Origin of the sequence: Novacetimonas cocois (genome assembly GCF_003311635.1) — a bacterium.
Taxonomy (GTDB): Bacteria; Pseudomonadota; Alphaproteobacteria; order Acetobacterales; family Acetobacteraceae; genus Novacetimonas; species Novacetimonas cocois.
In genome coordinates, this window is the sequence record NZ_QEXL01000002.1 from 80,572 (window position 1) to 107,567 (window position 26,996).

28 protein-coding genes are annotated in these 26,996 nt (G+C 64.6%); 10 read left to right on the top strand and 18 right to left on the bottom strand.

Annotated features, from left to right (window positions below):
* Nucleotides 1-231 precede the first annotated feature (231 nt).
* Both secF and secD read right to left on the bottom strand, forming a co-directional pair.
* Nucleotides 232-1,182, bottom strand: a complete 951-nt coding sequence (secF, locus tag NJLHNGOC_RS02060; RefSeq protein WP_113595018.1) for a protein translocase subunit SecF — start codon at nt 1,180-1,182, stop codon at nt 232-234.
* Between the two features lie 14 nt (nt 1,183-1,196).
* Entirely contained in the window at nt 1,197-2,750 is a 1,554-nt protein-coding gene (gene secD, locus NJLHNGOC_RS02065) for a protein translocase subunit SecD (protein ID WP_110559471.1), read from the bottom strand.
* A gap of 308 nt (nt 2,751-3,058) precedes the next feature.
* Here secD and NJLHNGOC_RS02070 point away from each other — a divergent pair, with 308 nt between their 5' ends.
* Nucleotides 3,059-4,072: a Gfo/Idh/MocA family protein gene (locus NJLHNGOC_RS02070; protein WP_113594878.1), complete on the top strand. Its 1,014-nt coding sequence runs from the start codon at nt 3,059-3,061 to the stop codon at nt 4,070-4,072.
* A gap of 199 nt (nt 4,073-4,271) precedes the next feature.
* Here NJLHNGOC_RS02070 and thiL read toward each other — a convergent pair whose 3' ends face one another.
* The 11 genes from thiL to NJLHNGOC_RS02125 all read right to left on the bottom strand — a co-directional run bounded on the left by thiL (nt 4,272) and on the right by NJLHNGOC_RS02125 (nt 15,862).
* Nucleotides 4,272-5,258, bottom strand: coding sequence for a thiamine-phosphate kinase (gene thiL / locus NJLHNGOC_RS02075; RefSeq protein ID WP_113594879.1), 987 nt, complete (start codon nt 5,256-5,258; stop codon nt 4,272-4,274).
* A 42-nt stretch (nt 5,259-5,300) separates the two neighbouring features.
* Entirely contained in the window at nt 5,301-5,852 is a 552-nt protein-coding gene (gene nusB, locus NJLHNGOC_RS02080; RefSeq protein ID WP_113594880.1) for a transcription antitermination factor NusB, read from the bottom strand.
* 80 nt (nt 5,853-5,932) lie between these two features.
* Nucleotides 5,933-6,439, bottom strand: coding sequence for a transcriptional regulator NrdR (nrdR, locus tag NJLHNGOC_RS02085; protein ID WP_113594881.1), 507 nt, complete (start codon nt 6,437-6,439; stop codon nt 5,933-5,935).
* Between the two features lie 117 nt (nt 6,440-6,556).
* Entirely contained in the window at nt 6,557-8,389 is a 1,833-nt protein-coding gene (recQ, locus tag NJLHNGOC_RS02090; RefSeq protein ID WP_113594882.1) for a DNA helicase RecQ, read from the bottom strand.
* A gap of 61 nt (nt 8,390-8,450) precedes the next feature.
* Nucleotides 8,451-8,825, bottom strand: coding sequence for an OmpA family protein (locus NJLHNGOC_RS02095; protein WP_110527231.1), 375 nt, complete (start codon nt 8,823-8,825; stop codon nt 8,451-8,453).
* A 150-nt stretch (nt 8,826-8,975) separates the two neighbouring features.
* Nucleotides 8,976-10,673, bottom strand: a complete 1,698-nt coding sequence (cydC, locus tag NJLHNGOC_RS02100; RefSeq protein WP_113594883.1) for a thiol reductant ABC exporter subunit CydC — start codon at nt 10,671-10,673, stop codon at nt 8,976-8,978.
* Entirely contained in the window at nt 10,673-12,385 is a 1,713-nt protein-coding gene (gene cydD, locus NJLHNGOC_RS02105) for a thiol reductant ABC exporter subunit CydD (protein WP_113594884.1), read from the bottom strand. The genes cydC and cydD overlap by 1 nt, the downstream gene beginning before the upstream one ends.
* 96 nt (nt 12,386-12,481) lie before the next feature.
* On the bottom strand, nt 12,482-14,293 hold the full coding sequence (locus tag NJLHNGOC_RS02110; RefSeq protein WP_206059686.1) for a sensor histidine kinase: 1,812 nt from the start codon (nt 14,291-14,293) through the stop codon (nt 12,482-12,484).
* Nucleotides 14,294-14,476 carry a NepR family anti-sigma factor gene (locus tag NJLHNGOC_RS16670; RefSeq protein WP_113594885.1) on the bottom strand — a complete coding sequence of 61 codons (183 nt, stop codon included), beginning with the start codon at nt 14,474-14,476 and terminating at the stop codon, nt 14,294-14,296.
* Nucleotides 14,477-14,646: 170 nt separating this feature from the next.
* Nucleotides 14,647-15,213: a sigma-70 family RNA polymerase sigma factor gene (locus NJLHNGOC_RS02120; protein WP_113594886.1), complete on the bottom strand. Its 567-nt coding sequence runs from the start codon at nt 15,211-15,213 to the stop codon at nt 14,647-14,649.
* Nucleotides 15,214-15,334: 121 nt separating this feature from the next.
* Complete coding sequence (locus NJLHNGOC_RS02125; RefSeq protein WP_113595020.1) at nt 15,335-15,862, bottom strand: sigma-70 family RNA polymerase sigma factor; 528 nt, start codon at nt 15,860-15,862, stop codon at nt 15,335-15,337.
* A 129-nt stretch (nt 15,863-15,991) separates the two neighbouring features.
* Here NJLHNGOC_RS02125 and NJLHNGOC_RS02130 point away from each other — a divergent pair, with 129 nt between their 5' ends.
* The 3 genes from NJLHNGOC_RS02130 to NJLHNGOC_RS02140 all read left to right on the top strand — a co-directional run bounded on the left by NJLHNGOC_RS02130 (nt 15,992) and on the right by NJLHNGOC_RS02140 (nt 20,199).
* Nucleotides 15,992-16,726, top strand: coding sequence for a response regulator (locus NJLHNGOC_RS02130; protein ID WP_113594887.1), 735 nt, complete (start codon nt 15,992-15,994; stop codon nt 16,724-16,726).
* Nucleotides 16,727-16,966: 240 nt separating this feature from the next.
* Entirely contained in the window at nt 16,967-18,343 is a 1,377-nt protein-coding gene (locus NJLHNGOC_RS02135; protein WP_113595021.1) for an alpha,alpha-trehalose-phosphate synthase (UDP-forming), read from the top strand.
* A 38-nt stretch (nt 18,344-18,381) separates the two neighbouring features.
* On the top strand, nt 18,382-20,199 hold the full coding sequence (locus tag NJLHNGOC_RS02140; RefSeq protein ID WP_113594888.1) for an ABC-F family ATP-binding cassette domain-containing protein: 1,818 nt from the start codon (nt 18,382-18,384) through the stop codon (nt 20,197-20,199).
* Here the strand turns inward: NJLHNGOC_RS02140 and NJLHNGOC_RS15585 are convergent.
* The 3 genes from NJLHNGOC_RS15585 to mscL all read right to left on the bottom strand — a co-directional run bounded on the left by NJLHNGOC_RS15585 (nt 20,186) and on the right by mscL (nt 21,795).
* Nucleotides 20,186-20,653, bottom strand: coding sequence for a hypothetical protein (locus NJLHNGOC_RS15585; protein WP_133258655.1), 468 nt, complete (start codon nt 20,651-20,653; stop codon nt 20,186-20,188). The genes NJLHNGOC_RS02140 and NJLHNGOC_RS15585 overlap by 14 nt on opposite strands.
* 69 nt (nt 20,654-20,722) lie before the next feature.
* Complete coding sequence (locus NJLHNGOC_RS02145; RefSeq protein ID WP_133258656.1) at nt 20,723-21,157, bottom strand: hypothetical protein; 435 nt, start codon at nt 21,155-21,157, stop codon at nt 20,723-20,725.
* Between the two features lie 143 nt (nt 21,158-21,300).
* The gene (gene mscL / locus NJLHNGOC_RS02150; RefSeq protein ID WP_113594890.1) at nt 21,301-21,795 is read right to left on the bottom strand and encodes a large-conductance mechanosensitive channel protein MscL; all 495 of its coding nucleotides are present in this window, start codon (nt 21,793-21,795) and stop codon (nt 21,301-21,303) included.
* Nucleotides 21,796-22,084: 289 nt separating this feature from the next.
* Here mscL and rpmE point away from each other — a divergent pair, with 289 nt between their 5' ends.
* The 3 genes from rpmE to NJLHNGOC_RS02165 all read left to right on the top strand — a co-directional run bounded on the left by rpmE (nt 22,085) and on the right by NJLHNGOC_RS02165 (nt 23,968).
* The gene (rpmE, locus tag NJLHNGOC_RS02155; protein WP_113594891.1) at nt 22,085-22,315 is read left to right on the top strand and encodes a 50S ribosomal protein L31; all 231 of its coding nucleotides are present in this window, start codon (nt 22,085-22,087) and stop codon (nt 22,313-22,315) included.
* Between the two features lie 200 nt (nt 22,316-22,515).
* Nucleotides 22,516-23,100, top strand: coding sequence for an Hsp20 family protein (locus NJLHNGOC_RS02160; RefSeq protein WP_113594892.1), 585 nt, complete (start codon nt 22,516-22,518; stop codon nt 23,098-23,100).
* A 289-nt stretch (nt 23,101-23,389) separates the two neighbouring features.
* Nucleotides 23,390-23,968: a DUF1013 domain-containing protein gene (locus NJLHNGOC_RS02165; RefSeq protein ID WP_110559469.1), complete on the top strand. Its 579-nt coding sequence runs from the start codon at nt 23,390-23,392 to the stop codon at nt 23,966-23,968.
* Nucleotides 23,969-24,022: 54 nt separating this feature from the next.
* On the opposite strand, the gene NJLHNGOC_RS02170 is transcribed toward NJLHNGOC_RS02165, so the two are convergent.
* Complete coding sequence (locus tag NJLHNGOC_RS02170; RefSeq protein ID WP_110527189.1) at nt 24,023-24,193, bottom strand: YdcH family protein; 171 nt, start codon at nt 24,191-24,193, stop codon at nt 24,023-24,025.
* 163 nt (nt 24,194-24,356) lie between these two features.
* On the opposite strand from NJLHNGOC_RS02170, the gene NJLHNGOC_RS02175 reads away from it, so the two are divergent.
* From NJLHNGOC_RS02175 to NJLHNGOC_RS02185, 3 genes are all read left to right on the top strand, one after another.
* Nucleotides 24,357-24,557, top strand: coding sequence for a YdcH family protein (locus NJLHNGOC_RS02175; protein ID WP_110527590.1), 201 nt, complete (start codon nt 24,357-24,359; stop codon nt 24,555-24,557).
* 132 nt (nt 24,558-24,689) lie between these two features.
* Nucleotides 24,690-25,148 carry a 5-(carboxyamino)imidazole ribonucleotide mutase gene (gene purE / locus NJLHNGOC_RS02180; protein ID WP_239021282.1) on the top strand — a complete coding sequence of 153 codons (459 nt, stop codon included), beginning with the start codon at nt 24,690-24,692 and terminating at the stop codon, nt 25,146-25,148.
* Nucleotides 25,145-26,296 (top strand): 5-(carboxyamino)imidazole ribonucleotide synthase, encoded by a 1,152-nt coding sequence (locus tag NJLHNGOC_RS02185; RefSeq protein WP_113594894.1) that lies wholly within the window; start codon nt 25,145-25,147, stop codon nt 26,294-26,296. Before purE ends, NJLHNGOC_RS02185 begins: the two co-directional genes overlap by 4 nt.
* A gap of 4 nt (nt 26,297-26,300) precedes the next feature.
* Here the strand turns inward: NJLHNGOC_RS02185 and NJLHNGOC_RS02190 are convergent, their stop codons facing one another.
* Nucleotides 26,301-26,978 carry a JAB domain-containing protein gene (locus tag NJLHNGOC_RS02190; protein WP_113594895.1) on the bottom strand — a complete coding sequence of 226 codons (678 nt, stop codon included), beginning with the start codon at nt 26,976-26,978 and terminating at the stop codon, nt 26,301-26,303.
* Nucleotides 26,979-26,996 lie beyond the last annotated feature (18 nt).

Below are 26,996 nucleotides of genomic sequence, written 5' to 3' on the forward strand. Positions count from 1 at the left end.
GTAAAAGTTTTTGGGTGCCGCCTTTTTTCAAAAAGGCGGCGTCTTCATGAAGCTTTTTGCAAAAAGCTTCACCAAAAACTCTTATCCATTTTCAGGGTATTATTCAGGGCCTGCCTTTTCAAACAGGCAGCCAGAGCTGTCATGAAGGATCGGCCGCAACGGCAGCGAACGACCTGTAAATGACCGCCTGCCCCCGGACGGATTATGTTCGCCGGGGACAGGCGGAACGCATCAGTTGCGCGCGGGCGGACGCGCGCTGCGGCGCAGTCGCTTTTCCCCCAGCAGCAGCAGCAGGGGGGCTGCGATGAAGATGGACGAGGACGTGCCCACCACGATCCCGAACAGCATGACCCATGCAAAGCCAGACAGGCTTGCCCCCCCGAACAGGGCCAGCGGAAGCGCGGCCAGGAACACCGTTGACGACGTGCCCAGCGTGCGGCTCAGCGTTTCATTGATCGACAGGTTGATCAGTTCCGCCAGCGGCATGGAACGGTACTTGCGCAGGTTTTCGCGGATACGGTCATAGACCACCACCTTGTCATTGGTGGAATAGCCAAGGATCGTCAGGATCGCGGCGACCATCACAAGGTCGAATTCGAAATGCGTCAGCACGAGGAAGCCAACGGTCTTGGTCAGGTCCAGCACCAGCGTGACCACGGCGCTGACTGCGAATTCCCATTCGAAACGGAACCAGATATAGGCCAGGATCATCAGCAGGCTGATGCCCAGCGCCAGCATGCCGTTGCGAAACAGCTCCGCCGACACCGACGCCCCGACCGCGTCGGCCCGCAGGACCTGCGCGCCGGGGATGGTGCCGATGGCATGGCGCACGGAATCCACCAGCGCCTGCGTCTGCGCCTCATGCGCGGGATCGCTCTGCGGTGGGGTGTCGAGGCGGATCAGCACGTCGTCCGGGCCGCCGAATGACTGCACACCGGCGGCCGAGACATGCTGCGTCGCCAGCGCCGCGCGGATGGCCGACACGTCGGCCGGACCCTGTGTATGGGCCTCCACCACGATGCCGCCGCGAAAGTCGAGGCCGAGCGTCAGGCCGGGATGGAAAAACAGGATCAGGGAGGCGATCGACAGCACGGCCGACGTCGCAAGCCCGATGAAGCGCCCGCGCATGAAATCGATTTTCGTGCCACGGGGGACAAAACGCAGAAGGGGACGATCAAGCATCATGTCAGCGCGCCTCAGACCGGCAGGACTGTCGGACGGGTGCGCGCGTACCAGCGCACCATCAGCATCCGCGACAGCACAAGGGTGGTAAACAGGGTCGTCACGATGCCGATCGTGATGGTCAGGGCAAAGCCCTTGACCGGCCCGGTTCCGAAAACGAACAGCATGACATGCGCCAGCAGGGCGGTGGCATTGCTGTCGATGATGGTGGAGGTGGCGCGTTCAAAACCCGCCTGCATCGCCTGCAGGGCGGTGCGGCCGCGCGCGATTTCCTCGCGGATGCGTTCGTTGATCAGGATGTTGGCATCCACGGCCATGCCCAGGGTCAGCAGCATGCCCGCCATGCCCGGCAGCGTCAGCGTCGCCTCGAACATCGACAGGATCGCGATCATCAGCACCAGGTTCGCCAGCAGCGCGATGTTCGCGTACCAGCCGAACCGGCCATAGAACAGCGCCATGAACACGATCACCAGCACCAGTCCGGCCAGCAGGCTCATCGCGCCGGCCCGGATCGAATCGGCGCCCAGCGACGGCCCGATGGAACGCTGCTCGATCACGTTCAGCGGCGCGGGCAGCGCGCCGGCCCGCAGCAGCAGCGCCATGTCGGTCGCCTGCTGCGCGCTGAACCCGCCGGTGATCTGGCCCGACCCGCCGGTGATGGCGGTGCGGATGACCGGGGCCTCGATCACCTTGTTGTCCAGCACGATGGCGAAACGCTTGCCGACATTGGTGCGCGTGACCTCGCCAAACTGCCGGGCGCCCACGGAATCAAAGGTGAAATTGACGGCCCATTCGCCACTCTGCTGATCGATGGAGGCGCTGGCGTTGGTCAGGTCCGCGCCATCGACATCGACATGGTTATAGACCGGAAGCGTGCCCAGTGCGGCGTCGCTCATCGGCAGGATGGTCACGCCGGGCGGCGGCACGGCCGAACCGATCGCGGAATCCGCGACAAGGTGGAAGGTCATCTTCGCCGTCGTGCCCAGCAGGTGCTTCACGCGCTCCGGATCGCTGATGCCGGGCAGTTCGACAATGATCCGGTCCTCGCCCTGACGGGTGATCTGTGGATCGATCGCGCCGGTGGCATCAATGCGGCGGCGCACGATTTCGATCGACTGGGTGATGGCGTCGCGCGCGCGCTGGTGGCTGGCCTCGTCCGACAGGGCGACGGATACCAGGCCGTCAGGCGCCTGCGTCACGGTGAATTCCGATGGCACGTTCATCGGCATCGCGCGCAGTGCCTTCAGGTCGGCCTCGGCCTCCGTCGGCGCGCGCGGGGTGAACGTCACCGCCCGCGCGCCCGTGGTGAGGTTGCGATAGCCAAGCCCGTTCTTCAACAGCGTCTGGCGCGTTTCATCGGTCAGGGTCCGCAGGCGATCTGATGTGACGCTCTGCATGTCCACCTGAAGCAGCAGGTAGGACCCGCCGCGCAGGTCAAGCCCGAGGTGAATCTGCCGCCATGGGATGGAGGCCACGGGCTGGCGTATGAAATTGGGCAGGCACAGCGCCAGGCCGATGAGGCATACGCCAAGGACCGAAGCCATCTTGAGCCGACTATAATACATCATGACTGAAAGGAGTGCTCCCCACGCCCGGCCGCGACCGGCTCCCTGTCTGTTGGTGTCGTATCTGCTGGCGTCATGGTGCCATGACGCATCACAACAGGGCGGGAACATGCCGGTCCACAGCGCAGGATGCAACCGCTGTTGCGGATGTCGGGATCATTGCGTTGCCGTTTTGTCGCATCCACGCGGCCCGGATGGCGCGCGGCGTCCTGCCGCCCGTGGTGGGGGCTGGGGTGCGGGGGCGCGGGTTGTTAATCGCGCCCATTCATGACACTGCTCGAAAAAAACACGGATGGTTTGGAGCGGCGGCAATGACGCAGGGACGATCGGATGGCGCAACGGCGGGACGGCGGTTAAGGGTCGGAATCGCGGGGGCGGGACATTTCGGGCGTTACCATGCGCTGAAGGTCGCGTCCTCCGCCCGGGAGAGCCTGTCAGGCATATACGATCCGGACCATGCACGCGCCGAACAGGTCGGGCGGGAAGCAGGCGGCGCGCCCGCCCTGTCCTATGCCCGGCTGCTGGAGGTTTCCGATGCCATCGTGGTCGCGGCCCCTGCGGAATATCATTTCGAACTGGCGCAACAGGCGCTGGAGGCGGGGCGGCATGTCCTTGTCGAAAAGCCGATCGCCGCAACGCTGGAGCAGGCCGACCGTCTGGCAGCACTGGCCGGCGCGCGTGGGCTGGTACTGCAGGTCGGCCACCTCCTGCGCTATTCGGCGGAGCACCGCGCCATTACCGAGCGGATCAGCCGCCCGCTTTATATCGAGGCCACGCGTATCGCGCCTTACAAGCCGCGCGGTACGGATGTTTCCGTCATCCTCGACCTGATGATCCATGACCTCGACCTCGTGCTCGCGATCGTGGACAGCCCGATCGAAAGCGTCGATGCGCTGGGGGCGGCCGTCAGTTCGGAGCATGAAGACATCGCCAACGCGCGCGTACGGTTTGAAAATGGCTGTGTCGCGACCATTACCGCCAGCCGCATTTCGCTGAAGACCGAACGGCGCATGCGCCTCTTCTCGCAGGAGGGATACCTGTCGGCGGATTTCATGCGGCGCGAACTGACGATGATCGGACGCAAAAGCGGCCTGCCCCTGCCGGGTACCGGCGGCTTCCGGCGGCAGAGCGTAACGTGGAGCGACCATGACACGCTGGCGGCGGAGCACGAGGCGTTCGCGGCATCCTGCCTTGATGGCGCGCCGGTTCTGGTCGATGCGCAGGCGGGCCGCCGGGCGCTGGCCGCCGCCCTTGCCGTGGGGCAAAGCATCGCGGATACTCGCGCGCGGATGGAAGCATCAGGCGTGCTGCGTTTCCCGGACTGACGCGATGCAGGCATGGTGCCCGGCCCAGGGACCGTTATTGGTGGACAGTTTTCGGGTGCCGCCTTATTTCCAAAAAGGCAGCGTTCCCCGAAGCTTTCCGGGATCCGTTGGAAATTTTTCCGGGATCCGTTGGAAATTATCGTGAATTGATGATCGCGGCGGTCAGGCGGAATCATGGCGATGATTTGGCTGGCGCGGCTTACAGATGGCTCCATCCGGGACGCGCGACCCTGACCGTCCCGCCCTGCGCATCATGCAGCCGCACGACGCCCACCGTGCTGGCGGCATCGGTAAAACGTCCGATGCGCGTCATGGGTACGCCGTGGCGACGGCCCTGACGTTCCAGTGCCTCTTCCCGATCCGGGGGCACCGCCAGCAGCAGTTCGTAATCGTCCCCGCCCGTCAGGCAGGTTTCGCGCCATTGCGGACCGGCAGCGCGCGCCGCGTCCGACAGTGGAATACGATCGACATCGATATCCACGTCCAGCCCGCTTTCACGCGCCAGATGCCCCGCGTCCTGCACCAGCCCATCCGAAACATCCATCGCCGCCGTCGCGATCCCATGCAGTTCCAGCCCCAGCCGGGGGATGGGCAGGCGATAGCGTTGCGCAAGCACATGATTGGGGTCAGCCACCTGTCCCCGCAGGGCCAGCAGCCCGAGCGCCCCATCCCCGATGGTGCCGCTTACCCACAGCCCGTCGCCCGCGCGCGCCGTGCAGCGTTGCAACGCGCAGCCGCTGGCCACATGCCCCACGATCGTCAATGACAGCACCAGTGGCCCGGTGGTGGAGGTCGTATCGCCCCCAAGAAGCCCGAGGTTATATGTCTGCTGGTCCGCATGCAGCCCGGCGGCGAAATCCGCGAACCAGGCTTCCGCATATCCCGGGGGACGCGCCACCGTCAGCAGGTAACCCAATGGCGTCGCATCCATTGCGGCGAGGTCGGAAAGGTTGCAGCGCAGCAGCTTGCGCCCGATCGTATCGGGCGGGTCATCGGACAGGAAATGCACGCCCTCGACCATCGCATCGACCGCCATCACCATCTGCCGTCCCGGCGGGGGCGTGACGACAGCCGCGTCATCGCGCAGATCCAGCGCCCCTTCCCCGGCAAGCGGACGAAAGATGCGCCCGATAAACCCAAATTCCGCAGGCAGGGCGGCAGGTCCGCCAGAGGAATGCTGCGACATGCGACCTCGTCTTTCAGGCGACTGTGGCGCCCTTTGCGCGGCTCAGCCGGCCGATGGCCCGGCATCCGGCGCGGACGGGGCGGGTACTTCCGCCTGACGGGGCGCTTCGCCCGCGATCCTGCGTGCCATCGCGTCAAGGACGCCATTGAGCATGCGCGGTTCATCGCCGGAGAAGAAACCGTGCGCCACATCCATGTATTCGTTGATGATGACGCGGCTGGGCGCGGGGTCCGCAGCGGTCAGTTCGCCCCCCGCCGCGCGCAGCAGCGCGCGCAGGACAGGGTCCAGACGCTCCATCGGCCATGATGACGGCAGGACGTCGATGACCATTGCGTCAATCTGTTCCCTGCGCGCCACGCTGCCGCGCACGATGGCAGTGAACAGGCGCACATCGGCATCGGGTACCTGCCCTTCGGCATATTCCGAAGGGACGTTCCCGCTCGCCAGGCGATGGCGCGTGAACTGCGACACCACGGTCTCGGGGTTGTCGCCCGCCTGCTCGATCTGGAACAGCGCCTGCACCGCGCCCACGCGCGATGCCGTCCTCGACCTGTTCTTGCCGCCGGTGGGGGCGTCGGCGCCTGTCTGTGTCATGTGCTGTCTCCTGCTATGGCATCGTGCGGAATCAGGGCTTCATCGCCTCTTTGACGCATCGGGTCCATAGGCTTTTGGCGTCATTTATCCGCCATAGGGGCCTGATCGTCGTCCTTTGGGGCCGTATCCGCCGCGACAGAGGTGGAGATCGTCTCCAGTATCGCGGCGAAATCCTTGGTTTCCCTGAAATCCCAATGCACGCTGGCAAACCGGATATAGGCCACCGAATCGATCTCCCGCAAAGTTTCCATCACCCTGCGCCCGATATCGACCGAGGGGATATCCGGCTCCCCCGCCGCCTCGAGATGCCGGACCAGACCGTTGACGATGCGTTCGATGCGCTCCTCATCAACCGGGCGCTTGCGCAGGGCGATCCGTACCGAACGCGCCAGCTTGTCACGTTCGAACGGCACGCGCCTGCCATCCGCCTTGACCACGATCAGGTCACGCAGCTGGATGCGCTCGATCGTCGTGAAACGCTGCCCGCAGGAGGCACAGATACGGCGCCTGCGGATCGCGGCCCCGTCCTCGTGCGGGCGACTGTCCTTGACCTGGGTATCTTCATGTCCACAAAACGGGCAACGCATGGGAATTACTCATTACAGGCAGAAGTTCCGGCTTGCATGGCCCGATACAGGCCCCGCCGGCATGATTGCATAACAGAAAAACACATCCGCCGCAGACGCGACGTCACTTCGGCGGCGTCATTCTGGCGGCGTCTCGGACAGGACCTGCAGGACCGCGTCGCCATAACGTTCCAGCTTTGACGATCCCACGCCCTTGATGGTGCCCAGCTCATGCAGGCTGGCGGGACGTTCACGCGCGATGTCATGCAGCACCGCGTCGTGAAAAATCACATAGGGCGGGATTTCCTGCTCCCGCGCCTCCCCCAGACGCCATGCCTTGAGGGCACGGTACAGCCGCGCCACCTCCGGCGGCAGCGTATCGGGATCCAGCCTGCCGCCGCCGCGCCGTTCGCCTCCGGCCGCACGCAGGTCGTCCGTTGCGTCCTCCCTCAGGGAAACGACTTCCTCCCCCCTCAGGATGGGACGCGCGCGCGCCTGGTCAAGGGAGAGGGCATTATATTCCCCGCTGACCCGAATCGCCCCCCGCGCGATCAGCTGCCGGATGACGCCACGCCAGAAGACTTCGGGACGGTCCTTGCCAATGCCAAAGACACTCAGCCTGTCATGCCCGTGCCGTCCGGCCATGTCCGATGTCTTGCCCCGCAGGACGGAGGCCACATGCACCGCACCAAAACGCTGCCCCGTGCGGTATATGGCCGACAGTACCTTCTGCGCCGCAACCGTACCATCGAACGTGACCGCGGGATTGCGGCAGTTGTCGCAATGCCCGCATGGCTGGTCCAGACGTTCGCCAAAGCAGGCCAGAAGGGCCTCCGTCCGGCATCCCGTGGTCTCCGCCAGCGCGATCATCGCCTCCAGCCGGCCGCTCATGATGCGGCGCTGGGCTTCGGGCGCGTTGGACTGCTCCAGCCAGTAACGGGCGCGCGCGATGTCGTCGCCGCCATACAGCAGCACGGTTTCGGCGGTTTCCCCATCGCGTCCGGCACGGCCGATCTGCTGGTAATATCCCTCGGGCGAGGCCGGCATGTCCAGATGGATCACCGTGCGGACGTCAGGGCGGTCAATGCCCATGCCGAACGCGATGGTCGCGACAATGACCACCGCCTCGCCCGAGCGGAAGCGCATCAGGACCGCGCGCTTTTCCACCGGCGACAGGCCGGCGTGGAAGGCCAGCGCGACATAACCCCGATCGCACAGGGATTTCGCGATCCGCTCCGTCTTGTTGCGGCTGCCGCAATAGACGATGCCTGCCTCCCCCTTGTGACGGTCAAGGATGCTGACAAGCTGGCGCATCTCCGACGTCTTGGGACTGACGGCGACATCAAGATTGGGACGGTGGAAGCTCGCCTTCAGCACCGTAGCGTCGGGCATTGCCAGCGCTTCGAGGATATCGCTCTGCGTGCGCGGGTCGGCCGTCGCGGTCAGGGCGATGCGCGGCACGCCGGGGAAATGCTGCGGCAGGGAAGCCAGCGCCCGGTATTCGGGACGGAATTCATGTCCCCACGCGGAAATGCAGTGCGCTTCGTCAATCGCGATGACCGACAGCGTCAGACGCGACAGCCGTTCAAGCATGCCCGGCGACAGGAGCCGTTCGGGGGAAACATACAGGATATCAAGCCGCCCGGCGGCAAGGTCGGAACGGACGCGCATGGCATCGTCCGCTTCCTGTTCGGAGTGAAGGGCGCCTGCATTGACGCCAAGCTGGCGCAGGGCCGCGACCTGATCGTCCATCAGCGCGATCAGGGGCGAAATCACCAGCCCCGTGCCGGGACGGCTCAGCGCCGGCACCTGATAGCATACGCTCTTGCCGCCGCCGGTGGGCATCAGGACCAGACAGTCCTGTCCCGCCATCACCTGATCCACGGCCTGCTGCTGCAGGCCCCGGAAATCAGGAAAGCCAAATATGCGTGACAGTATGCCGCGCGGGGATGTGTCAATGTCCTGGGCCATCGTCACACATCCACCGGCAGACGAAAAAACCGGATCACCGGACGGATCATCCCGTCGGGGATCAGTTGCGGGTCACCTCGATCTCGACGCGACGCGACGCAAGGGCGCCGTCCTCGTTATTCACGGGGCCACGGGGCTGCTGACGGATGCGGCTGGCATCCACGCCATCGACCGCCAGCTGGCGCGCCACGATCTTGGCGCGGTCGATCGCCAGCAGTTCATCAGCCGACAGGTCCTTGGACGCCGCCGCATATCCCTCGACCCGGACGGTACCGTTATGCGACAGGGCGCGCTGCGCGGCCTGCGAGATGACCGTCTGGGCCGGGGGATCGATCTGGGTGGAGTTCTGGGTGAAGAACACGACGTATTTGGCAGGGTGCCCCCCCGCGCAACCCGCCAGCAGACCAAGACCCAGAAGGATAGACAGGCGACGCATGATGGACCACTCCTGATAAAAATATATTTACGCGGGACCGTCGGAACCGCGTCCCCGCATCCTGCGCAGGCGCGATACGATCCGTAATTTCCGCTACTTCGTGCCCCCACAGCGGACCTACGTCAATCCTTTCCGGGCGGCGGGCATTCATTATCGCGCCACCGCCACCGCATGGCCGCCCGAAATACGCCATATTCTGTCGAGCTGCTCCACCCCGGTCAGGCGATGGGCGATCAGGATGACCGTCCGGCCCTGCGTCACTTCATTGAGGGTCCGCAGGAAGTCCTGCTCCGTTTCCGCGTCCAGCCCGGTGGCGGGTTCGTCAAGGATCAGGATGGGTGCGTGCGACAGCAGGGTCCGCGCCAGCGCGATGCGCCGTCCCTGTCCGCCCGATACGCTCGCCCCGCCTTCACCCAGCCATGTATCAAGGCCTTCGGGCATGTCGCGCACCAGATCGCCAACCCGCGCGCGGTCCAGCGCGACCCACAGGTCATCGTCGGACGCATCCGGACGGCCCAGCAGCAAATTGTTGCGAATCGTATCCTCGAACAGGTGGGTGGCCTGCGACAGCCACGCCATGCGCTGGCGCAGGGCATCGTCGGAAATGCCGGCGATATCCTCGCCCCCCAGCAGCACGCGCCCGGAATCCGGCGCCACCACCTTGAGAAGCAGCGCGGCCAGCGTGGACTTGCCCGCGCCTGACGGCCCCAGCACCGCAACGCGGCTGCCTGCCGGAATGTCGAGCGACAGGCCATCGAACACCGGCACGCGATCCTCGCTCCAGCGGAAAGTGATGTTCTCGAAACGGATATCGGTGCCAGCGGGTGCCGGGGCGCTGCCCTGCGGGGCCGCGTGCCGGACGTTGTCATCGACCCCGACGACGCGTTCCGCCGCGCGGGTGACATTGCCCGCAAGCGCCCCCGCACGGGTCAGGCCGCCGATGCTTTCGAACGCCGCGACCGTCAGGAACAGCACGCCCGCCGCCGGCAGCGGGGCCAGCGGTCCCATGCCACCGATCCCGAGTGCCGCCGCCAGCACGATGACAACAGCAAGCTGCCCGCACAGGTACGACGCCCCGCCGGCAAGGGCCAGCGCACGGGACTGGCGCATCTGCGCGCGGAACAGGGCCTCGTCCCGCGCCGTGACGTTGGCGAGCATCCGCCCCTCCGCCCCGAAGGTCCGGATTTCACGCAGGCCCGTCACCATGTCCAGCACGCCAATACGCAGCTGTGCGGCCTGATGGTTGACCAGCCCGCCGTCACGCCGCGCAAGGACGGCGGCACAGACCGGCATCACGAACGCGCCAATGGCGAACAGGACCGCGATGACGATCGCAAGGGGCGAATTGACCAGATTGATGGCAAGGAACAGGAACGGCAGCACCATGACCGCGCCGGCCAGCGGCACGATGATGCGAAGGTAAAGCCCGTCCAGCGTCTCCACATCCGAGACAAGGCGCGACAGCAGATCGCCCGCCCTGCGAAAGCCAAGTCCCGCCGCGGCGCCACGCGCCAGATGACGGAAGAACCACACACGCACGTCCGCCAGCGCGCGGAACATCGCGTCATGGGTCACCAGGCGTTCCACATACCGCAGGCCGACCCGCGCCACGCCCAGGACCCGCAGGGCCGCGACGGTGATCACGATGCCGCCCATCGCCATGCCCGCGACACGGATCCCCGCCTCGCGCGTCAGCAGCAGGCCACACAGCAGCGCCAGCAGCGACAGGATGCAGCCCGCCGTCAGCAGGGGCGCGCGCAGCCGCCAGATCGACAGGATGGTCAGCACGGGCGCGAACACATGCTCCCGCCTGCCTGTATGATGGCGATGTTCCGTACGCGATCTCATCATGCCGCCGTTTCCCCTGAAATCACCTGTCCATGATCCAGCTCCACCCGCTGTCCCGTGAACATGCCGACCGATGCCGAATGGCTGGCAAGGATGACGGTCCTGCCCTGCGCCAGCCTGCGCAGGCAGTCGAAGACGTCCGCCTCCGTCGCGGGATCAAGGTGCGAGGTCGGTTCATCAAGCAGCAGCAGCGGCGCGTCCTTGAGGAAGGCGCGCGCGATCGCGATACGCTGCGCCTGCCCGCCCGACAGGCCGAAGCCGCCTTCGCCGATACGGGTTTCAAGTCCCTGCGGCAGGTCGCCGGCGAACCGGTCGACCGAAGCCGCATGGATGGCGGCCTGCACCGACGCCTCGTCCGCGTCGGGACGGGCGAACAGGATGTTTTCCCGCAGGGTGCCCGCGAACAGCACCGGCTTCTGCCCGATCCAGGAGATCATGGCACTCAGCGCCTGTGGCGGGATCGTGGTCATGTCCGTGTCATTGAACAGGATGCGGCCCCGTGCGGGCGTAATGAAGCCCAGCAGCATTTCAATGATCGTGGACTTGCCCGACCCCGACGCCCCGGTCAGGATCAGCGTCTGGCCTGCGGGCACGTTGAAACTGATATCGCGCAATGTCGGCCCACGCGCCGCATCCCACATGAAATCCACATGTTCGAACCGCACGCCGACGCCATGCCCGGCCACGTCAAGCACCCTGTCCTGCGCCGCACGCACTTCCTGCGGGGCAGGAAGGGCGACCATCGCAGCCGCCGCGCCGGAGGCATGGGCGCGATCCTGATAGGCCAGTGCCAGCCCACGGAACGGCGCAAAGAATTCCGGCACCAGAAGCACCACGAACAGCGCCCTGACCGCCGTTTCCGTCATCTGCGTCGCGGGCGCGCCCGCCTGATGCAGCGCCAGCAGGGTCGCGCCATTGCGCAGCGCGATCAGCACAAGCGCCACCACCATGGCACAGTCGATGGAGGCGGAGGACAGGAACGCCACGCGCAGCACCTTCATCGTGCGCCGCCGCAGGTCATCGGCGGAAATGGCGAGCCTGCGCGCCTCGTCCTCGGTCCGGCCCGCCAGAACGATGGTCGCGATCCCGCGCACCCGGTCGAGGAAGCGCGCCTGAAGGCGCTGCATCGCAAGGAACTGGTTGCGAGAGGCAACCGCCGCGCCAATGCCGAAAAGCGCCTGGCCAAATGGCACCGCGATCCCGCACAGCGCCATGATGAGGGCCGATCCCGGCTGCACGAAGGCGGCGATGACGCCAAGGACGAAAGGGGCCGCCACCCACAGGATGGAGGCCGGAAGCCAGCGGGCGAAAAATCCGTCCAGCGCCTCGATCCGGTCCACCGCCAGCGCCGTCAGCGCCCCGCTGTGATGCTGGCGCAGCAGGGCGGGGCCGCCGTGCAGGATGGCGGACAGCACGTCACCACGCAGCCGCCTGCGCGCGCCCATGCCCGCGCGTGCCGCCGCCATGTCCGACATCGCCTGACACCCAGCGCGCAGCACCGCAAGGACCACCAGTGCCACCAGCGACCATGCGACGGACCCGCCGGGCGAAGGCGCAAGCACATGGCCCAGAACATTGGCCACGCACCATACCTGTCCCGCGCCGAGCATGCTGGAAACCAGACCAAGGCATACGATGGGCATGGCCTGCCTGCGTCCCAGACGTGACTGCGCCCGCGTCCACGCCTTCATCACTGTCTTGTCATCACTCATGATCGCTCCCTATACCGAAGGAACCGGGTCAGGGACAGTCATCAGGCCCCATGTGGCTGTAACGCCTGCATGGGGCAGCCATGCGTTTTTTACCCCTCAGATATCGTCCTGATCGGGTTCGGGCTGCTGGATGACGAATACAAGCACGTAACGCGTGCCGTTTTCCTCGAACATCTGGAGTTCCCCGCCAAGCTGGCGGGCAAAGCCACGGATCAGCTGCAGGCCGATGCCGCTGCGCTCATCCCCTCCGCGTCGCACGCGGCCTGCCGCCATGCCCACGCCGTCATCGGCGATCCACAGGCATGCCCGCATCCTGTCCACCTGCCGCAGCCCGACCTCCAGCGTGCCACGGGCATGGTCGGGAAAGGCGTATTTGATGGTGTTGCTGACCGCCTCGGTCACGATCAGGGCAAGCGGCACCGCCTGATCGGGCACCATCAGCAGGTCCTCGACCTGAATGTCGAGCGTGATGCGACCGTCATCCGGCTCGCCGATCGCATGCATGATCTGTCCGCACAGTTCACGCACGAAACTCTGCATGTTCAGGTTGTACAGGCCGCCTTCGGCATAGAGATAGCGATGCAGCGTCGCAAGCGCGCGCACCCGGTCGCGGGCCTGCGCGAATTCCTCCCGCGCGGCGGGCTGCGTGATGCGGTCGGCCTGGAGGTTGAGCAGGGAGGCGACGATCTGCAGGTTGTTCTTGACCCGATGATGCATTTCCTTGAGCAGCAGCTCCTGACGCACCGCCGCGCGTTCCAGCCGACGCTCATGCCGCGCCAGCCTGCGCGTCGCCTTGCTGAAGGCATGGGCGAGCTGTCGCACCTCGAACGGCATCGCCCAGTTGGAACGCACGTCGTACACGCCCCCCAGCTGCCACAGATTGACCGAGGCCGTCAGCTTGCGCAGCGGGGAGACGATCAGGACATCCGCGCTTTTCGACGCGCCCAGCAGGCCGGTCAGCAGCAGCAGACCGCTGGTGACCAGTGCGATCGCGAACATCAGGACGGCATGGCGTTCGTTGGCGTTACGCCGCGTGGCCGCCAGCACGAAAACGCCCCCCTCCACCCGGCCAAGGGAAAATGCCCCATCGGGCAGCGTGCCGCGCGCATGGTCACGGCCGAAATGCATGATGCGCCGTACCCGTTCCATCAGCATGGGCGATGGCATCGCGGGCCAGCCACAATCCCCGCACAGTGGTGCCGCGGCCGATCCATTCGGGCTCATGATCCAGATGGCGACAGGACTGTCACGCTGCACGATCTCGGGCCGGGAGTCGCCCGGACGCATTGTCCGGTCCTGCCAGGACAGCGGCATGATGCCGGTCAGGAAGCCATTGCGCGCCAGATGGCCGCTGCCATCGCCGATCATGGTCGCCACGGTCACGCGGAATGCGGTGGGAATACCCTGCCCCTGCCCGTCGGCAGTGATATAGGAAACACGCACGTCGCCCTGAAAGCGCGGCATGTCATCAAGGACAAGGCGCTTTTCATTCGTCGACCGGCCGACCTGGGTCACGACATTGCCCAGCGCGTCCACCAGCGCGATCTGTTCGTAATGATGGCCGGTCAGGGACTGCGCCAGTTCCAGCATGTGCCGGATGCCGTCATCATCCAGCGCCATGTGGCCGACAACCCGCAGCATGCCGCCAAGGTCATCGACTTCGTGACGGATTTCCAGGTTGACACGTTCCAGCGTCAGGTCGGTACGATATCCGGGGGCGGCAAGCGTCTTGTGATAGTTCCGCCACGCCTGCACACCCCCGATCAGGGCAATCGGCATGGCGGCGAACAGGATGATGGCCATCATGCGGACCCGCACCGCATCGAACATCCGCCCGATGCGCAGCAGGGTGCGATGGGACCTGCCCTCGCCATTCCCGGACGAGGAACGGCGAAACCATTTCTTCATCTATTTCTTGCGCTCGCGATCGTTCTTGATCAATCGCAGCAATTCCTCAGGTACCGGTTCATTGGCGACATCATCGAACAATTGGTGCAGTCCCCGCTTCAACCACAATTCGAACGCATCATTCGAACTGTTCTTGTTCTTTTTCTCTGGTTGCCTAGGAGGACAGTTCTCCTTTAACGGCATTTCATTATCCCGAAGCTTATATTCATTTATTCACAAACTTCGGATAAGCATCGCAGTTGCAATCTATTTTCCGAAAGAAGTCGGGGACATACGGACCCCGTCTCCTCACGTGCCACATTTTGATCACAATTCAAAGCGTCATTTAATAACTAATTAATGTGCAGCCGTCCCTATCGGGAACGGGCTTCCAGCCGCGAGGCCGTGCCCTGCCGCAGGCGGGCGACCACACTGCGCAGGCGCACCGTTTCGGTGGTCTGCTCCTCGCCTTCCAGCCATGTCTCAAGCTGGCGGCGCGCGCGGAAAACACGGCTTTTGGCTGTGCCGACGGCACAGCCGCTGACTTCCGCCAGTTCCTCGTAACTCATGCCCTGCATCACCACCATCACCAGCGCCTCGCGCTGGTCGGCGGGCAGGCGATCCATCGCGCTGGCCAGTTCCTTGACCGCGAGACGTTCCTCATGCGCGCCACTGCAGGCAAGGGCGGCGGTGGGCACGTCCTCGATATCGCCGGTCTCGCGCTTCTTGCGCAGGTCGGAGATGAAACGGTTACGCAGGATGCGATGCATCCACGCGGGGAAATTCGTACCGGGGGTAAAGCTGTGCTGTGCGGACAGCGCGTTGCATACGGCGTCCTGCACCAGATCATCGGCCGCAGCACGGTTGCGCGTCAGGGAGAGGGCCTGGACCCGCAGTCGGGGCAGGAGTGCTATCACCTGGTCGTGAAAGTCATTTGTCATTGTCTTGTCCCCTTTCATACCTGTGCAATGAACGGGCTTGCAAAAGGGTTGCATCCATAATGTAACGAAACCGTGAGTTGCAGCGATCCCTGTCGCTGCCCCTTCGCACGGCTCCGCCGTATCAGTCGTCGGAATCGGGATCTGACCCGGCTGCGGGCGGTGCCGCCGCGCCGCGACCGGCGCGGATCATGACCATGATCTGCGTCCTGGCCCGCGACACCCGCGCCTTGAGCGTGCCCACGCTGACGCCACAGACCTCCGCCGCCTCGGCATAGGTCATTTCCTGCACGCCAACCAGGATCAGCGCCTCACGCAGGCGGGGGGTCAGCTGCCATATCACCCCGTCCAGATCGCGCAGGTCGTCGCCGTCGCTTGCGGGCCGGTCGGACTGCGCGCGGTCGGGACTGGCCGCGTAATCGGACATCACGTCCCGCTCACGCCTGCGCCGGCGCGCGGTTTCATAAAAAAGATTGCGCGCGATGGTATAAAGCCACGCCCGCATGTTCGTGCCCGGCTGGAACTGGTCCAGCCCCGCCAGCGCGCGCAGCACGGTTTCCTGCACAAGGTCGTCAGCGGACGAGACCTCGCCGGTCAAAAATCTGGCAAACCCACGCAAATGCGGCAAAAGAGACATGATCTCCTTGCGCAGTTGGGTTACGGTCTGTGAACTGGCTGATATGCTCTGGGTCAGTTTGTTTAGCTCTCCATAACTCCAGTAGCGCAGCCTACGCTGTAATGGTTTACGGTGTAACAATTTCTTCGGGGGGATGAAGTCCACATGCCGCTTTCCCGGCGTCAAGATCTGCTCCGCGCCCTTCCCTATGCCAGACGCTATGCCAGGGCGCTGTCAGGCAGCCAGTCACGGGGGGATCTCCTGGTGGCTGAGAGCCTGCGTGAACTCATCGCCGTTGACGACCCCGCCCTGCGCCCTCGTCTTCGACTGTATCAATGGATATCGCGCCACTATACCTCGTCCGCGCCACCGCATGGCGGCGACCTTACGGTGCTGGACCGGCAACTGCTGCTGCTGACCGCGCTGGAGGAGCTGAGCCTTGCGGATGCCGCGCGTGTCCTGGGACTGGACGAGGCCACCGCGCGCGCCACGCTGGAACGTGCCTATGCCGGCCTGAAATCCTGCGCGCAGACGAACGTCCTCATCATCGAGGACGAACCGATCATCGCGATGGATATCGAGGAACTGGTGCATAAATGCGGCCACAGGATCGCCGGCGTGGCCGCCACGGAAAAGGAGGCGGTCGAAATCGCCACCCGCACCCGTCCCGGCCTGATCCTGGCCGACATCAACCTTGGCGCTGGCGGGGACGGCATGACGGCGGTGTCGCAGATCCTGCAGCAGCAGAACATCCCGGTGATTTTCGTCACCGCCTATCCCGAACGCCTGCTGACGGGCGAACGGATCGAACCGGCCTTTGTCATCACCAAGCCGTTCGAGCCCCTGACACTGGCGATCGCGACATACCAGGCGGTCAGCGGCGGCCTGCCCCTGACCTGATGTCCGGGACGTGATGTTCCCGCGATGCTAATGTCCGTGGGACGATGATGTCCGTGGCCTGATAACAGGCCCCTTCCGCCGCGCGCCCGGGGCGCGGCGCGCATCTTCCGGCCAGGCGCAGAACAGACACGCGACACAGGCATGACGACGACCGGCTTGCATCGGTCAAGGTGCCTGCGACATTGTGAGGTCACCCGATCGCGCATGCATGAGGGCCCGGACAGATTGGAAGAGGAAAACATGAAACGGCTGGTCATCGTCTCCAATCGCGTCCCCGTCCCGAAAGAAGGCCTGAGGCCCGGCGGGCTTGCGGTTGTACTGCATGACCTGCTCGCCCTTCAGGGGGGCATGTGGTTCGGATGGAACGGCACCACCAGCGCGGACGCCGAAACGACCCCGCCGCAGATGCAGCAGGCGGGGGGCGTCGAATACGCGACCATTGGCCTGACCCCGGCCGAACACAAGCATTACTATACCGGCTTTTCCAATTCGACCCTGTGGCCGCTGATGCACTCCCTGCCGGAGTTCATACATTTCGAACGGCGCGAACTTGCGACCTACTGGTCGGTGAACGAACGGTTCTGCGCCAACCTCCTGCCGCTGCTCAGGCCCGACGACACGATCTGGATCCACGACTATCACCTGCTGCCCCTTGCCGCGCTGCTGCGCCGCAAGGGGGTGAAAATGCCGATCGGCTTTTTCCTGCACACGCCTTTCCCCGCGCCGGACATGCTGGCGATCGCCCCTGACGGGGGGACGTTCCTGCGTGACATGCTGTGCGCGGACCTTCTGGGTTTCCAGACGAGCGACGATACGGCCAACTTCATCTTCGCGGCGCAGCGCACGGCCGGGGCCACGCTGGTCACGCACGACACCCTGCAGTTCGAGGGGCACACGGTGCGCGTCAACACGTTCCCCGTGGAAATCGACCCCGAAGCCTTTGCCAAGACGGCCGCCGACGCCATCGAGGTCCCGGAACTCAAGCAGCTCCGCTCTTCCCTCGCGGGGCGCAAGCTGATCTTTGGCGTGGACCGGATGGACCCGACCAAGGGGCTGTGCGATCGACTGGCGGGCTATGACCGGCTGCTCGAAAGCTATCCCATCTGGCAGCGCAACGTGACATTCCTGCAGATCGCGGCGGAAAGCCGAGTGGACGTGCCGTCCTACAAGGCCCTGCGCGCGGAGCTGGAGGGACTGATCGGCAGGCTGAACAGCCGCCGCGGACAGGCCGACTGGACCCCGCTGCGCTTCCTGACGCGCGGCAGCCCGCGCCGGGTCGTGTCGGGATACATGCGACAGGCGAAGATCGGATACATCACGCCGCTGCGCGATGGCATGAACCTTGTGGCCAAGGAATATGTCGCGGCACAGGACCCGGATGATCCGGGCGTGCTGATCCTGTCGCGCATGGCCGGGGCCGCGCGGCAGCTGGATGGGGCGCTGCTGGTCAATCCGCTGGATCATGACGACCTGGCCGACGCGCTGAACCACGCCCTTGGCATGCCCAGGGAAGAACGCCGCGAACGCTGGCGGACATGTCGCCGCAACCTTGAGGGCTGCACCGCGCTGGGATGGGGACAGGCGTTCCTGCGCACGCTGGAAGCAACGGTCCGCTGACCCCTTGCACCTGCGGCGGGAGTAGGTGACAAACGCGCATGGCCTTACCTCCCCTCCTTCTTCTTCAGGACATTACTCTGACCCTTGGTGGCGCGCCGCTGCTGGACGGGGCCGGATTTGGCGTCTCGCCCGGTGAACGGATCTGCCTTGTGGGCCGCAACGGCTGCGGCAAATCGACCCTGCTGCGCATCGCGACGGGCGAACTGCAGGCCGACAGCGGCACGCGCTTCCTCCAGCCGGGCACGACCGTGCGCTACCTGCCGCAGGAACCCGACCTGTCGGGGTTCGAAACCACGCTGGATTACGTGCTGGCGGGCATGGGGCCGGGGGATCCGGATTACAGGGCGGCCGCCCTCCTGTCCGAACTGGGCATGACGGGGCGCGAAAACCCCGCCAACCTGTCGGGGGGGGAGGCACGGCGGTGCGCGCTGGCGCGGGCCCTGGCGCCGGAGCCTGACCTGCTGCTGCTCGATGAACCGACAAACCATCTCGACATGCCGACCATCGAATGGCTGGAACGCGAACTGCTGTCGCTGTCCTCCGCCATGGTCATCATCAGCCATGACCGCCGTCTGCTGGAAACGCTGTCACGTTCGGTCGTCTGGCTGGACCGGGGTGTCACGCGCCGTCTGGACCAGGGCTTTGCCCGGTTCGAGACATGGCGCGAAGAGGTGCTGGAACAGGAAGAGCGCGACGCGCACAAGCTGGACCGCCAGATCGCGCGCGAAGAAGACTGGATGCGCTATGGCGTGACGGCGCGGCGCAAGCGCAATGTCCGCCGCGTCGCTGAACTCGCCGCCCTGCGCCAGACCCGGCGCGAGGCGATCAAGCCCGCCACCGGCGCAAAGATGGAAGCGCGCGAGGCCGAACTGTCGGGCAAGCTGGTTTCGGTGGCCGAGGACATCAGCAAATCCTATGGCGAACATACGGTGGTGCGTGATCTGGACCTGCGCATCCTGCGTGGCGACAGGCTTGGCATCGTGGGGGCCAATGGCGCGGGCAAGAGTACCCTGCTGCGCCTGATGACAGGGCAGGACACGCCCGACAGCGGCACGGTCACGGTCGGCACGGCCCTGTCCATCGTGACGCTGGACCAGCAGCGCAGGCAGCTCGACCCCAACCGCACGCTGGCCGACACGCTGACGGGCGGCGGTGGTGACATGGTGCAGGTCGGGCATGAAAAACGCCATGTCATCGGATACATGAAGGACTTCATGTTCCGCCCCGAACAGGCCCGCACGCCGGTGGGTGTCCTGTCAGGGGGGGAGCGTGGACGCCTGATGCTGGCATGCGCGCTGGCACGGCCGTCCAACCTGCTGGTGCTCGACGAACCGACCAACGACCTTGACCTTGAAACGCTGGACCTGCTGCAGGACATGCTGGCGCAGTACGCGGGGACCGTCCTGCTGGTCAGCCATGACCGTGATTTCCTCGACCGGGTCGCCTCTTCGGTGCTGATGGCGGAAGGCGAAGGCAGATGGGTTGAATATGCCGGCGGCTACAGCGACATGCTGGCACAGCGTCAGGACGAAACACTTGCCGCCCGGCCATTGGCCGCCCCCCCGGCAAAGGCGCGTCCGGCGCAATCCGCCGCCCCAGCACCCCGACCCACCAGCCGCAAGCTGTCATACAAGGACCAGCATGCGCTTGAACGGCTGCCCGGACAGATCGCGGATCTGGAAAAAGAGGTCGAACGCCTGCGCGCCATCCTGGCGGATCCGGGCCTGTATGCCCGTGACCCGGACGGCTTCACCGCCACCACGCTGAAGCTGGAAAAAGCGCAGGCGGACCTGACGGCGGCAGAAGAAAGATGGCTGGAGCTGGAGATGCTCAGGGAATCGCTCAAGGCCAACTGAAGGACTGCGTTTGGGACATTCCGCAATCATAGGGCGGTTTTTGGTGAAGCTTTTCCCAAGATCTGTTGGGGATTATGTTTTCTGAAGCGCCCTGTTTTGGTTCAAAGCCTGCATGGATTGTTTTGTGTTGACGGATGCCTTGGGCAACCTGACGCGCCTCCCCGGCCCGAATTACGATACGGTCGGGGCTGCTTCCTTTTCCTGAACCAGCAGACTTCAGGAGGGCATCGTCAACAGGGCATTCAACGTTCACTGGATCGTGGATGCCATATGCACGCAAGGTGCCTGCATGGTCATTCCCCAGCGCAGGTATCGCCTTAACAGACACCCATCCGCTGGAATCCTGTTCAAAGCGCGCCATCCTGTCGAGAACTTCTTCTGCAAGCTCAACAAGTTCATTCGCGTCGCCCTGCGAAGCAACAGGACAGACGGATCCTTTGCAGCCATGATCCATCTGGCCACTGCAATCATCAATTCACGATAATTCCGAACAGACCCCGACAGGCTGTTTTCAAACAGCCCCTTATCGTGGCGGCTTTATTTTGCTGGCGTTTTTCAGCAGGGCATGGGGGTCGGTAATGCAGTGCGGCGCGGGTGGCGCATCCTTGCTGAGGGTATCCGGCTGCGCCGTGCAGGCAATGATCAGTTCCACCGCCTGACGCGCGCGCTCCCGCCTGCGGTGGGAGGGATGCATCAGGTTGTTCAGGACCATGAGGCGGCCGTATTTCAGGGAAATCGACATATCCAGCACCTGGTCGCGCGACAGGGCACCGTCCTGAACGCGGCTGAGCAGGCCCCCCTCCGCCATCGCGTAGGTGGTCACCAGAAGGTAGTTCTGCACATCGCGGGGCAGGTGACCGACATCACGCACCTGCTGCTGTCCATGACAGCCCGCAAGAATGCAGCAACCGGCCGCGGCGATGACCGATATTCGTAATTGCCTGAAAATGCTTTTCATCGGGCCGGAGCCTAGCACGTTCCGCGACACGATAGGCAAGGGATCACGTCACGCCCGCCCCGTCACATGCCCCCATGAACGCAAAAGGCGGGCCCGGCACCGTGGCCGGACCCGCCTCGCATGGACGCAACGGCAAAGCCGTATCAGGCAGACGGCGTCGTCTTGGTCTTTTCCTGTTCCTTGAGGACATCAAGAATGTCCTGAAGCAGCACTTCGCTGCGCGGCGGCGGCGGCGGAGCGGCAGACGCCGCGTCCTTCTTGGCGGCGAAGCGCGAAATGATCCGCACCACCCAGAAAATCACGAAACCGATAATGATGAACTGGATCACGGCATTGAGGAACACGCCGATATTCAGCGTCACCGCGCCGGCTTTCTGCGCATCCGCCAGGGTGGGCATGTGCGGGCCGCGCAGGGTGATGAAAAGGTTCGTGAAATCGATGCCGCCGATCAGGAGGCCCAGGAACGGGGTGAAGATGTCCTTCACCAGGCTGTTGACGATCGCGGTGAAAGCCGCGCCGATGATCACACCGACCGCAAGATCAACCACGTTTCCGCGCATCAGGAACGCACGGAAATCCCCCAGCCAGCTGGGGGCGTGGATTTCAGGCACATGCAGGTGTGTTGGCTTTTGCGCCATGCTGTATCATCCTCTTTTGAAAATCACTCTCCTGCACTGTCTAACAATCTGTCATCCCATTTACGACAGGGGAAATGACATGCCATGCGCTCCGTCATCCGGGTGATGCGGAAAGGTGACAGATTTCCGCCATCCGCAACGCGGCGGATACATGAAGGAACGCATGCGCCGCCGCATTACGGATGGCGGGGCAATCAGATGTTGATCGGGACGGCGTCCTCGTCTATACGCCAGCGAAAGTTATGCCCCGGTCGGCATCGGGGTCCCCAACGCGCGAAAGTTGTTGAACATGAAACCCGGCATCCACCCCGACTATCACGAAATCACCGTCATCATGACCGACGGGACCGAGTTCAAGACCCGTTCCTGCTATGGCACACCGGGCGCGACCCTGCGTCTGGACGTCGATCCGAAGTCGCATCCGGCGTGGACGGGCGTGCAGCGCATGCTCGATACTGGGGGCCAGGTGGCGAAGTTCAACAAGAAGTTCGGTGGCCTGGGCCAGCGCAAGAAGTCCTGAGGGGCGTAAAACCTCCCTCCGCAGTCAGGCCTGCCTGTCAGCACGCAAATGCCCGGCCCTTGAAAAAGGGACCGGGCATTTCCATTTCCAGTGTGTCGCAATGCCGCATGTCGGGTTGCGATGAACTACCGGAAATCGCGGTCCGCTCCATATCGAGGGACCGCATGACAACAGGCCTTGCTCACTTTCAGGAGGTTTTCATGAGTTACGATTTTGCCCCCCTGTTCCGCAGCGCGATCGGATTCGACCGTCTGGCGCAACTGGTCGATACGGCGGCGCAGAACCCCGTCAGCCCGTCCTATCCCCCCTACAACATCGAAAAGCTGGCGGAGTCGCAGTACATGCTGACGATGGCGGTGGCGGGGTTCGGGCCGGATGACATCGAACTGACGGTGCAGGACAACACGCTGATCGTTGCCGGACGCGTGTCCAGCACGCAGCCCGACCGCGAAATGTTGTATCGCGGCATCGCAAAGCGCGCGTTCGAGCGACGCTTCGTGCTGGCCGACCATATCGTGGTGGAAAACGCCAACCTCGATAACGGACTGCTGTGCATCGAGGTGCGCCACATCGTTCCCGAGGCGCTGAAGCCACGGCGCATTCCCATTTCGTCCGGCGCGCGCGCCACGGTTCCGACCCCGGCCGAACATGCCGCGCCCGCGCCGCAGGCGGCCGGTGCCAGCGAACATGCCACAACCGGCTCCGTCCCCGCGCCGTTGCCAAGCACGTTCGGCGCGCATGATGCGGAGGCCAGTCACGCCGGCGCCGCCCGGCAGGCCGCCTGACGGAAAGAGGTCCGGTCAGGCATGACAGTAAAGGGGGAGGCCGCATCATCGCGGCCTCCCTTTTTTCATTTACGGGACCGCATGTCGGCAATGGTGATGAAATACGCCGTTGCGCGCACAACATACTTGACCTTTGCATGGCCGCGCCTTCATATCCCATCCCATCAAGTGCTTTTGTTTCTTGCGCGCCAGCAGGCACGCACGATGCCCGCGGGGGCATTGACGATTTGCCCTTCGTTCCGAGGTGCCTGCGCGTGGCGCCATCACACGCAGTAGGACCTGTTTTGCAATGAACGCTCTGCCCCTTATGCCCAAGGCCACCGCCGTGTGGCTGATTGAAAAGACTGCGCTGACCTTTACCCAGATCGCCGAATTCTGTGGCATGCATCCGCTGGAGGTACAGGCAATCGCGGATGGCGAGGTCGCGCAGGGGATCGTGGGTTATGACCCGGTCAAGAACCATCAGGTCACGCAGGCGGAAATCGACCGCTGCGAAAAGGACCCGGCACAGCGCCTGAAGGTCCTGCCGGCCCCCAACCCGATCCATCGCCGGTCCAAGGGCGCGCGCTATACCCCGGTGGCCAAGCGTAATGACCGTCCCGACGCGATTGCGTTCCTGCTGCGCAATTTCCCGCAGCTGTCGGATGTGCAGATGGTCAAGCTGCTGGGCACGACCAAGGATACGATTGAAAAGGTCCGCACGCGCCAGCACTGGAACAGCGCGAACATCAAGCCGCGCGACCCGGTCATCCTGGGCCTGTGCAGCCAGACGGACCTGAACGCGATGGTGGCGGCCGCCAACGATCGCCTCGCCCGGGAGGGACAGGCCGTCCCGCCGCCGATCGAACTCGACAACGACCCGGTCTGATCTGCGGGCTGCCGTCCCCCTGCCGCCCCGTGCGGCAGGGGGACGGACCCTGCATCAGCCCTGAAGGCTGAGCCGTTCGATTTCTTCCTTGAGTCGCAGTTTCTCAAGCTTGAGTCGCATCAGCACCCGCTGGTCGGGCATGGGGCGCCTGTCTTCGTCAAAAATCTGGTCATCCAGACGAGCATGACGGGTTTTGAGGCTGTTGATACGCGCTTCGTACAGCATGGACTCTCCTCCAGCATGTTTGGCTACGACGGGGGTACGCTAACGCAACCCGATTGCCCGATGCCATGACAAAATCGCACCCTTGCGCGAATTCGCCATCATTTCGTTTTTTGCATGCGATGTGCTTAGGATGGCGTCATGTTCATGTGCTGGATGGAGCGCCATGCTGACAGACCGGGATACCCTCCTTCGCAAGCTGCACGAACTGCGCAGCGAGCATCGCGACCTTGACACCGTCATCAGCCGGATGGGCGAACAGCCAGTGGACCAGTTGCATATCCAGCGCCTGAAGAAGCGCAAGCTGCTGCTCAAGGATGAAATCATGTGGCTCGAAAGCCGCCTGATCCCCGACAGCATTGCCTGATCGCGGCATTTCTTCTAACTGCCGCTGGCATAACCGCCTCCCCCGCCACAAAGCCCTGAAAGTACAGACGCCGTGACCAATTCCCCTGCCCCTTCCTCCCCCAAGGACAGCGCCGTGCATGTGGGGCTGATCATGGGCAGCCAGTCCGACTGGGAAACGATGCGCCATGCCGCCGCCGTTCTGGAGGAGCTGGAGATCCCCCATGAAATCCGGATCGTGTCCGCCCACCGCACGCCGGACCGGCTGGCGGAATATGCCCGCACGGCGCGCGGACGGGGGCTGTCGGTGATTATCGCCGGGGCGGGCGGGGCCGCCCACCTGCCGGGCATGTGCGCGGCGTGGACCAGCCTGCCGGTGCTGGGGGTGCCGGTCGAATCGCAGGCGCTCAAGGGAATGGACAGCCTGCTGTCGATCGTCCAGATGCCCGGCGGCGTGCCGGTCGGCACGCTTGCGATCGGTCGCGCGGGGGCAAAGAATGCCGGGCTGCTGGCTGCGTCCATCCTGTCGCTTGGCGATGCCGCACTGACACAGCGGCTGGAAACGTGGCGCGCGACCCAGACGGAGTCCGTCGCGCAGGAGCCGGTGCGATGACACCGCTTTCCCCGAACTCCGTCCTTGGCATCGTTGGCGGCGGGCAGCTTGGCCGCATGTCGGCCATCGCCGCGGCACGTCTGGGCTTTCGTGCCCATATCCTGACATCGCAGGCCGATGGCCCGGCAGCACAGGTTGCCCATGCGGTGACCGTCGGCGCCTATGACGACCATGACGCGCTGCGCCGCTTTGCCAATGCGGTGGATGTCGTGACGTTCGAATTCGAAAACATCAGCGCCGACGGGCTGGACCTGCTTTCCTCCCTCCGCCCGGTCCATCCGTCAGGCAGGATCCTGCGCATCAGCCAGGACCGCATCGCGGAAAAGACATTCCTGCAGGATGCCGGAATCCCGATCGCCCCCTTCCACCTGGTGGAGAACGAGGCCGACCTGCAGGTCGCGGCCACGCGGCTGGGATATCCCTTTATCCTCAAGACGACGCGGCTGGGATATGATGGCAAGGGGCAGGCACGTATCCATGCGCCCGAGGACCTGTCCGCCGCATTTTCCCGCCTTGCCCCCCATCCGCTGGTAGCGGAGGGAATGGTCGATTTCGCGTGCGAGGTCAGCGTCATGGTGGCGCGCAACGCCACGGGCGGGACCGTCACGTTCGATACGACGGAAAACCGTCACCGCAACGGCATCCTTGACCTCAGCCTTGCCCCCGCGCGGATTTCCGACGGACTTGCACAGCGCGCCCGCGAACTGGCAGGCGAAATCGCCCGTGCGCTGGACCTGACCGGCATCATGGGGGTGGAGATGTTTGTCGATCGCGACGGGGACCTGCTGGTCAATGAAATCGCCCCGCGTCCGCACAATTCGGGTCACTGGACCATGAATGCCTGTCCGGTGGACCAGTTCGAGATGCATGTCCGCGCGGTCACCGGCCTGCCGCTGCCGCCTGCAACGCGCCATAGCGACGCGGTGATGAAAAACCTGATCGGTCCCGACGACATGGCCCTGTGGCCCCGGATCATGGCCGCCCCCGGCCTGCTGGCCCACCATTACGGCAAGGCGGAGGCCCGACCGGGCCGCAAGATGGGACATGTCAACGTGCTGTTCCCCTATGGCGGCCTGCCGGGGGAATTCGGGGTGGAGGCGGCGCTGGGTCCCCTCGCGACGCCAGCGGACGGGGCGGACGGGGACTGAGGCCCTAGATCAGGCCCGCCCTGCGGAAGCTGAGGCTCCGGCCGTTTCCCACGACCATATGATCATGCAGGCGGATGCCCATGACGCGCGCGATCTGTTCTATGTGCATCGTCATCTGGATATCCGCCGCGGACGGCATGGGATCGCCGCTTGGGTGATTATGCGCGAGGATCAGGATACGGGCGTTAAGATCCATGGCGTGGCGCATGATTTCACGTGGATAGACGGGGGCCTGATCGACGGTCCCCACCCCCATCACCCGGTCATCCACCAGCCGGTAGGCGGCATCAAGGAACAGCACCCTGAACTGTTCGGTGCTGTCATGGCCCATCACCGCCTGCAGGTAATCCACGATGCGGCGATGCCCCGACAGCGCATCCCCATGCCGCACATAGGCACGGTGCAGGCGCAGCGCTGCCTCCCGCACAACAGCGATCAGGGGGGAAAGCACGGGATACATGCCCGTCACCGCGTCAAGTTCCTGCGGAGAGGCCGACAGCACCATCCCGGCGGAACCGAAGCGCGCCAGCAGGATATCGGCCAGAACGTCGGCATCGGCATGGCGGGGGTCCAGCGTCCCGATCACATGGCGCAGGAGCGTCCGGTCATCCATCCCCGCCGCGCCATTTTCGCCCTCCCACGGCGCGGGCGGGGCGTCATGTGGCGATCCGTGCAGTCCCATTCGCGGCCAACCCCGTGC

What these genes read in the sequence shown, in the direction of transcription:
- secF (WP_113595018.1), bottom strand. Translation starts at nt 1,182, where the DNA reads ATGCTTGATCGTCCCCTTCTGCGTTTTGTCCCCCGTGGCACGAAAATC.
- secD (WP_110559471.1), bottom strand. Translation starts at nt 2,750, where the DNA reads ATGATGTATTATAGTCGGCTCAAGATGGCTTCGGTCCTTGGCGTATGC.
- NJLHNGOC_RS02070 (WP_113594878.1), top strand. Translation starts at nt 3,059, where the DNA reads ATGACGCAGGGACGATCGGATGGCGCAACGGCGGGACGGCGGTTAAGG.
- thiL (WP_113594879.1), bottom strand. Translation starts at nt 5,258, where the DNA reads ATGTCGCAGCATTCCTCTGGCGGACCTGCCGCCCTGCCTGCGGAATTT.
- nusB (WP_113594880.1), bottom strand. Translation starts at nt 5,852, where the DNA reads ATGACACAGACAGGCGCCGACGCCCCCACCGGCGGCAAGAACAGGTCG.
- nrdR (WP_113594881.1), bottom strand. Translation starts at nt 6,439, where the DNA reads ATGCGTTGCCCGTTTTGTGGACATGAAGATACCCAGGTCAAGGACAGT.
- recQ (WP_113594882.1), bottom strand. Translation starts at nt 8,389, where the DNA reads ATGGCCCAGGACATTGACACATCCCCGCGCGGCATACTGTCACGCATA.
- NJLHNGOC_RS02095 (WP_110527231.1), bottom strand. Translation starts at nt 8,825, where the DNA reads ATGCGTCGCCTGTCTATCCTTCTGGGTCTTGGTCTGCTGGCGGGTTGC.
- cydC (WP_113594883.1), bottom strand. Translation starts at nt 10,673, where the DNA reads ATGAGATCGCGTACGGAACATCGCCATCATACAGGCAGGCGGGAGCAT.
- cydD (WP_113594884.1), bottom strand. Translation starts at nt 12,385, where the DNA reads ATGAGTGATGACAAGACAGTGATGAAGGCGTGGACGCGGGCGCAGTCA.
- NJLHNGOC_RS02110 (WP_206059686.1), bottom strand. Translation starts at nt 14,293, where the DNA reads ATGAAGAAATGGTTTCGCCGTTCCTCGTCCGGGAATGGCGAGGGCAGG.
- NJLHNGOC_RS16670 (WP_113594885.1), bottom strand. Translation starts at nt 14,476, where the DNA reads ATGCCGTTAAAGGAGAACTGTCCTCCTAGGCAACCAGAGAAAAAGAAC.
- NJLHNGOC_RS02120 (WP_113594886.1), bottom strand. Translation starts at nt 15,213, where the DNA reads ATGACAAATGACTTTCACGACCAGGTGATAGCACTCCTGCCCCGACTG.
- NJLHNGOC_RS02130 (WP_113594887.1), top strand. Translation starts at nt 15,992, where the DNA reads ATGCCGCTTTCCCGGCGTCAAGATCTGCTCCGCGCCCTTCCCTATGCC.
- NJLHNGOC_RS02135 (WP_113595021.1), top strand. Translation starts at nt 16,967, where the DNA reads ATGAAACGGCTGGTCATCGTCTCCAATCGCGTCCCCGTCCCGAAAGAA.
- NJLHNGOC_RS02140 (WP_113594888.1), top strand. Translation starts at nt 18,382, where the DNA reads ATGGCCTTACCTCCCCTCCTTCTTCTTCAGGACATTACTCTGACCCTT.
- NJLHNGOC_RS15585 (WP_133258655.1), bottom strand. Translation starts at nt 20,653, where the DNA reads ATGGATCATGGCTGCAAAGGATCCGTCTGTCCTGTTGCTTCGCAGGGC.
- NJLHNGOC_RS02145 (WP_133258656.1), bottom strand. Translation starts at nt 21,157, where the DNA reads ATGAAAAGCATTTTCAGGCAATTACGAATATCGGTCATCGCCGCGGCC.
- mscL (WP_113594890.1), bottom strand. Translation starts at nt 21,795, where the DNA reads ATGGCGCAAAAGCCAACACACCTGCATGTGCCTGAAATCCACGCCCCC.
- rpmE (WP_113594891.1), top strand. Translation starts at nt 22,085, where the DNA reads ATGAAACCCGGCATCCACCCCGACTATCACGAAATCACCGTCATCATG.
- NJLHNGOC_RS02160 (WP_113594892.1), top strand. Translation starts at nt 22,516, where the DNA reads ATGAGTTACGATTTTGCCCCCCTGTTCCGCAGCGCGATCGGATTCGAC.
- NJLHNGOC_RS02165 (WP_110559469.1), top strand. Translation starts at nt 23,390, where the DNA reads ATGAACGCTCTGCCCCTTATGCCCAAGGCCACCGCCGTGTGGCTGATT.
- NJLHNGOC_RS02170 (WP_110527189.1), bottom strand. Translation starts at nt 24,193, where the DNA reads ATGCTGTACGAAGCGCGTATCAACAGCCTCAAAACCCGTCATGCTCGT.
- NJLHNGOC_RS02175 (WP_110527590.1), top strand. Translation starts at nt 24,357, where the DNA reads ATGCTGACAGACCGGGATACCCTCCTTCGCAAGCTGCACGAACTGCGC.
- purE (WP_239021282.1), top strand. Translation starts at nt 24,690, where the DNA reads ATGGGCAGCCAGTCCGACTGGGAAACGATGCGCCATGCCGCCGCCGTT.
- NJLHNGOC_RS02185 (WP_113594894.1), top strand. Translation starts at nt 25,145, where the DNA reads ATGACACCGCTTTCCCCGAACTCCGTCCTTGGCATCGTTGGCGGCGGG.
- NJLHNGOC_RS02190 (WP_113594895.1), bottom strand. Translation starts at nt 26,978, where the DNA reads ATGGGACTGCACGGATCGCCACATGACGCCCCGCCCGCGCCGTGGGAG.